The sequence below is a fragment of the Mycetocola sp. genome (genome assembly GCF_046716805.1).
Lineage (GTDB): Bacteria > Actinomycetota > Actinomycetes > Actinomycetales > Microbacteriaceae > Mycetocola_A.
The window spans coordinates 1-5,148 of the sequence record NZ_JBKJWH010000192.1; the positions used below are offsets into that span (position 1 = coordinate 1).

6 protein-coding genes are annotated in these 5,148 nt (G+C 64.3%); 5 read left to right on the forward strand and 1 reads right to left on the reverse strand.

Annotated features, from left to right (window positions below):
- The 5 genes from ACLQ62_RS15745 to ACLQ62_RS15765 form a co-directional block, all read left to right on the forward strand.
- Positions 1–1,260: hydantoinase B/oxoprolinase family protein (locus tag ACLQ62_RS15745; protein ID WP_411722573.1), on the forward strand; the 1,260-nt coding region annotated here is incomplete at its 5' end.
- The gene (locus ACLQ62_RS15750) at positions 1,257–2,327 is read left to right on the forward strand and encodes a ketopantoate reductase family protein (RefSeq protein ID WP_411722574.1); all 1,071 of its coding nucleotides are present in this window, start codon (positions 1,257–1,259) and stop codon (positions 2,325–2,327) included. The genes ACLQ62_RS15745 and ACLQ62_RS15750, both read left to right, overlap by 4 nt.
- Positions 2,317–2,715: a nuclear transport factor 2 family protein gene (locus tag ACLQ62_RS15755; RefSeq protein ID WP_411722575.1), complete on the forward strand. Its 399-nt coding sequence runs from the start codon at positions 2,317–2,319 to the stop codon at positions 2,713–2,715. The genes ACLQ62_RS15750 and ACLQ62_RS15755 overlap by 11 nt, the downstream gene beginning before the upstream one ends.
- A 2-nt stretch (positions 2,716–2,717) precedes the next feature.
- Complete coding sequence (locus ACLQ62_RS15760) at positions 2,718–3,800, forward strand: maleylacetate reductase (RefSeq protein WP_411722576.1); 1,083 nt, start codon at positions 2,718–2,720, stop codon at positions 3,798–3,800.
- On the forward strand, positions 3,797–4,705 hold the full coding sequence (locus tag ACLQ62_RS15765; protein WP_411722577.1) for an intradiol ring-cleavage dioxygenase: 909 nt from the start codon (positions 3,797–3,799) through the stop codon (positions 4,703–4,705). Before ACLQ62_RS15760 ends, ACLQ62_RS15765 begins: the two co-directional genes overlap by 4 nt.
- A 36-nt stretch (positions 4,706–4,741) precedes the next feature.
- Here ACLQ62_RS15765 and ACLQ62_RS15770 read toward each other — a convergent pair.
- Positions 4,742–5,148 (reverse strand): MarR family winged helix-turn-helix transcriptional regulator (locus ACLQ62_RS15770; protein ID WP_411722578.1); only part of this gene is annotated, 407 nt, incomplete at its 5' end.

Consider the following 5,148-nt stretch of genomic DNA (forward strand, 5'->3'; position numbering starts at 1 on the left):
GGCGCAGTGTCAGCTGGACCCATTTCCGGTGGCCTCGCCGGTACAACCGCCGCGACCACCCTTCTGTCGAAGATGCTCTCTGCGGGCGACGCCCGGTACAAGCGCAACATCATCGCCGCTTCAACCCCTGCGATCCCGGTGGTTATCTTCTCGGGGGAGGGCCACGACGGCGAGTACATGGTCGCCTCCAACGTGGATGTCGTCGCCGGCGGGTTCGGTGCGCGCGCCTGGCGTGACGGTGACGAAGTGGCCGGGTTCATGATGAGTCCCGCATGCCGCATCCCCAACATCGAACACCAGGAACAGTCGTACCCGATCATGTACCTGTATCGCCGGGAGGCGGTCGACAGCGGCGGAGCCGGTCGATTCCGCGGCGGCGCGGGAGGCGAGTCGGCGGTTATCTCGCTCGAGGGCAAGTCGATCAGTTTCATGCTCGGTAGTCACGGTATGGCGTTCCCGGCCGGTGCCGGGCTCGCCGGCGGGTTGCCGGCGAAGTCGGTGACCTATCGTGTGCTGCGGGATGCCGACATGAGAACTCGGCTGCCGCATGGCGACCTCCCGGGGAGCGTCGAGGCGATCGGCGGAGCACTTGAATGGCCGCATGCCAAGGCGGCGGAACTGGAGATCGGCTCCCGCGACGTGTTCACGGTGAACTGGGCCGGCGGCGGCGGATATGGTGACCCGCTCGAGCGGGACCCTGAAGCCGTCGCACACGACGTGCGAGAACTGTATGTCACCACGAAACAGGCGCGCCACGCTTACGGCGTCGTGCTGAACGGCGACGCCGTCGACGCGGATGCCACCAGGACCCTCCGCGAAGAACTACGCGGCACACGCATCGGCGCGGGCCCGCTACCCGAACCCGACGCAGCGACGTTGCCGGAGGGCGCTGTGTGGCTCGACGATCACCTCCACGTCTCCGCGACCGGAGCGGTCGGCTGCGCACGCTGCGGGCACCCACTCTCGCAGCCGGGCGACTCGTACAAGACCGGCGCGGTTCCCCGTGAGATCGATCTGGTCGAGAACGGCCTCGCGTGGATCGATCCCAGGCACTACATCGATGACCCAGTCGTCATGCGGGAGTTCGCCTGCCCCGGCTGTGGTGTCGCACTCGCCAGCGAAGTGACGCGACCCGAGGTCGCGCCCCTCGACGACATGGTGCTTGCCCGATCGGCTCAGCACAACGGACTGCTCGACGGCCTGGGCGATGACGGCAACGTGGAAGAGTTCGAACTTGAAGACATCGCGGTCGACGCATGACCGGCAGAGAAGAGCAGTCGCTGCGCATCGCCGTCCTGGGCACCGGCGCCAACGGCGCAGCGATCGGATCGGACCTCGTGCGAGCCGGACTCGATGTGACCTTCATCGACCAGTGGCCGGAGAACGTCACCGCGATCCGCGAGAACGGCATCACGGTTCAGCTGGCCGAGGGAACCACCGTCACTCCAGTGCCGGTGCTCCACCTGTGCGAGGTCGCCAAACAGACTCGCCCATTTGACGTCGTACTGGTGCTGGTGAAGGCATACGACACCCGGTGGGCGTGCGAACTCATCAAGCCGCACGTCGCCGCGGACGGAGTCGTCGTCGGAGTACAGAACGGCATGACCGGTGACGTGATCGTCGACGTCATGGGCGCCGACCGTGCGCTTGCCGCCGTCATCGAGATCACGTCGGCGATGTATGTGCCCGGTCTTGTGGAGCGGCACTCGCACTACGACCGGTCGTGGTTCGCGCTCGGAGCGCCCAGACCGGAAGCGACGCATCACGTCGCAAAAGTCGCGTCGATCATGCGCAACGCAGGAACTGTCGAGGAAGTCGAGGACATCGACTCACCGAAATGGATGAAACTCGTCCTGAACGCGGGCGAACTGGTCCCATCCGCCATCCTCGATCTCTCCATCGTCGAGGCGGCACGCCATGACGGGATGAAAGAACTGATGATCGAGGCCGGAAACGAGGCGATCCTCGCTGCCCGCCTGCTGAAACTCCAGATTCGACCCATCTTCGGTATGAACACGCCGGGATCCGCGGACCCTGACACCTACATGCAGGTGATCCTCGACGAACTCCTCACCAACTATGTCCTCACCCACTCCCGAGCGACGGTGCTGCAGGACTGGATGAAGCAGCGCCACAGCGAGGTAAACGAAATCAACGGGCTGGTCGTCGACGTGCTCGAACAGTTCGGTCACCCCGCACCCGTCAATCAGGCGATGGTCGAATTCGCTCTCGGCATCGAGAGTGGTGCGAACACGCCAGGCATGCACAACTACGAACCGCTCGCGGCCCGGGTCACGGAGCTCAAGGAGAAAACCTATGTCCGCTGAGCATCCACAGGCCACCGAAATCCGGGACCTCGAAGACAGACGGTTCACGGCCATCCTGAACAGAGACCTCGACGGATTCGCAAGTCTCTGCCACGACGACCTCGTGTACGTCCACTCCAACGGTGACTCGGACTCCCTTGTCAGCTATCTGACGAAGGTCGCTGAGAAGCACTATGACTACCGCCGTATCGATCATCCGATCGACCGCGTGGTCGTGGTCGGGGACATGGCTCTGGTCATCGGATCGATGAACGCAGACCTCTACATCGCAGGCATGCCGAAGCGTCTGGAAAACGTTTCATTGGCGACCTGGGCGCGGACCGACGGAGAGTGGAAGTTCCTCTCCTTTCAAGCCACGCCCAAGGCGTCGAGCCCGTCCACCGAGTGATCATGACCCTCCACTTTGAACACGTCACCCTGGGCCAGCGCGTCCTTTTCGGGTCCGGCGACGCGGCAACCAATCTGGCCAAGGAAATCGTCCGTATAGGCGCAGAGCGGGTGATGCTGATCGCCTCACAATACGAGACCGAACTCGCCGCCACCGTCACCACCGGAATCGATGTCGCGCTCACCTATGACAATGTCGTGCAGCACGTCCCGGTGGAGGTCGCGGAAGACGCAATTGCGGCCGCCGACACTCATGCCATCGACCTGCTCGTCTGCGTCGGCGGAGGCTCCACGACGGGTCTGGCGAAAGCGATCGCCCTGAGAAGCGGGATCCCCATCGTCGCGGTGCCCACAACGTACGCGGGATCGGAGGCCACCAATGTCTGGGGGCTCACCGAGGCCGCCCGAAAGACCACCGGGGTGGACGACGCCGTCCTGCCCGTCACGGTGATCTACGATGCGAGCCTCACCGTGTCGCTGCCCGTCGAGATGTCGGTCGCGTCCGGACTGAACGCTCTTGCGCACTGCATCGACTCGATGTGGTCGCCGCGCGCCGATCCGATCAACCAGGCGCTGGCCGCGGAAGGCATCCGAGCGCTGAATGCCGCCCTTCCTCTCGTGCAGGCGGATCCGACCGGACTGGAGGGCCGTGAGCAGGCGCAGTACGGTGCCTATCTTTCAGCCGTTGCGTTTGCGTCCGCCGGTTCTGGGCTGCACCACAAAATCTGTCACGTTCTCGGTGGAGCTTATGACCTGCCGCACGCGCAGACGCACTCCGTCGTGTTGCCGCACGTCCTCGCCTTCAACTCAGCGAACGCGCCCGAAGCTGAACGACGGATCGCCGCGGCATTCGGCGCAGCATCCGCTGTAGAGGGACTCGAAGCACTTCGCCAACAACTCAGCGCACCTACTGCATTGCAGGATTACGGGTTCCGTGAAGAAGACATTCCCGAGGCAGCTCGGCTGATCCTGCCAGCGGTGCCACTTTCGAATCCTCGACCTGTTACTGCGAGGAACCTCGAGGAGCTGCTCCGCGCTGCGTGGGAAGGCGTCCTCGCCGAGCTCCAGGAAGGTCCCGTCTCATGACCCTCGCCCGCGACTCATCTCCCGCGATTTCGTCGCAACAACAGGCGGCGGAACAGGCGCTCACCGACACCGTCGTGAACTCGTTCGACAACGCTCCCAACGAACGACTCAAGCAGCTGCTGCAGGGGCTGACGCAGCACCTGCACGCGTTCATCCGTGAAGAGCGGCTCACCGAGGCCGAATGGAATGCGGCTATCGAGTTCCTCACCCAGGCCGGTCACATCACCGATGAGAAGCGGCAGGAGTTCATCCTGCTGTCGGATGTGCTCGGGGCATCGATGCAAACGATCGCCGTGAACAATGAAGCGTACGAGAACGCTACGGAGGCTACCGTGTTCGGCCCGTTCTTCGTCGACGATGCGCCACAGATACCGATCGGTGGTGACATCGCCGGCGGTGCGCCCGGTCAACCCTGCTGGGTAGAGGGCACGGTCGTCGGGACCAACGGCGCGCCTGTTCCCGGCGCCAGGATCGAGGTGTGGGAAGCGGACGAAGACGGCTTCTACGACGTCCAATACGCCGACGACCGGGTTGCCGGCCGCGCCTTCCTCTATTCCGATGACAACGGCCGGTTCTCGTTCTGGGGTCTGACACCTACCCCGTACCCGATCCCGCACGATGGCCCGGTCGGGCGGATGCTCGCCGCCGTCGGCCGTTCACCGATGCGTGCCTCACACCTGCACTTCATGATCACCGCTCCCGGCAAGCGCACACTCGTCACTCACATCTTCGTGCAGGGCGACCCGCTGCTGGCATCAGACAGTGTCTTCGGAGTCAAGGAGTCGCTGGTCAAGAACTTCGAGCAGCAAGCAGCGATCACCCCGACTCCCGACGGACGGGACCTCAGCGGCGCCACCTGGTCTTGCGTACGGTTCGACGTTGTCCTGGCGCCCGAAGGAGTATGACGAACACCCGACCCGGCAGCGGGGCGAAGATCAGTCTCAGTCCTGAATGACGAGGTTCAGCAGTTCGCGAAGCGTCGCGACCTGCTTCGTCGAGAGTCGCTTCGTCAGGAGCGCGTCCATCTCCTCGACCCGTGGCACGAGGGAGTCCAGCTGTTCCCGGCCCAGCTCGGTGAGTTCCAGGCGGTTTCGTCGGCGGTCCGCGACATCGCGGGCGCGAGCGATCAGCCCGCGACGCTCCAGCCGGGCGACGACGTCGGCGACCGTTGACCGGTCGAGGTCGAGCTGCCGGCAGAGGTCATGCTGGGTCGATCGTGGGAACGCGGCCAGGATTCTCAGCACGCCGAACTGCACGCTCGAGACGTCTGCCGAGACGCAGTGTTGCCATGCGGCGACATGGCTTTGCTGCGCACGGCGTATCAGAAACCCGGTGTAACTGGCCGGTT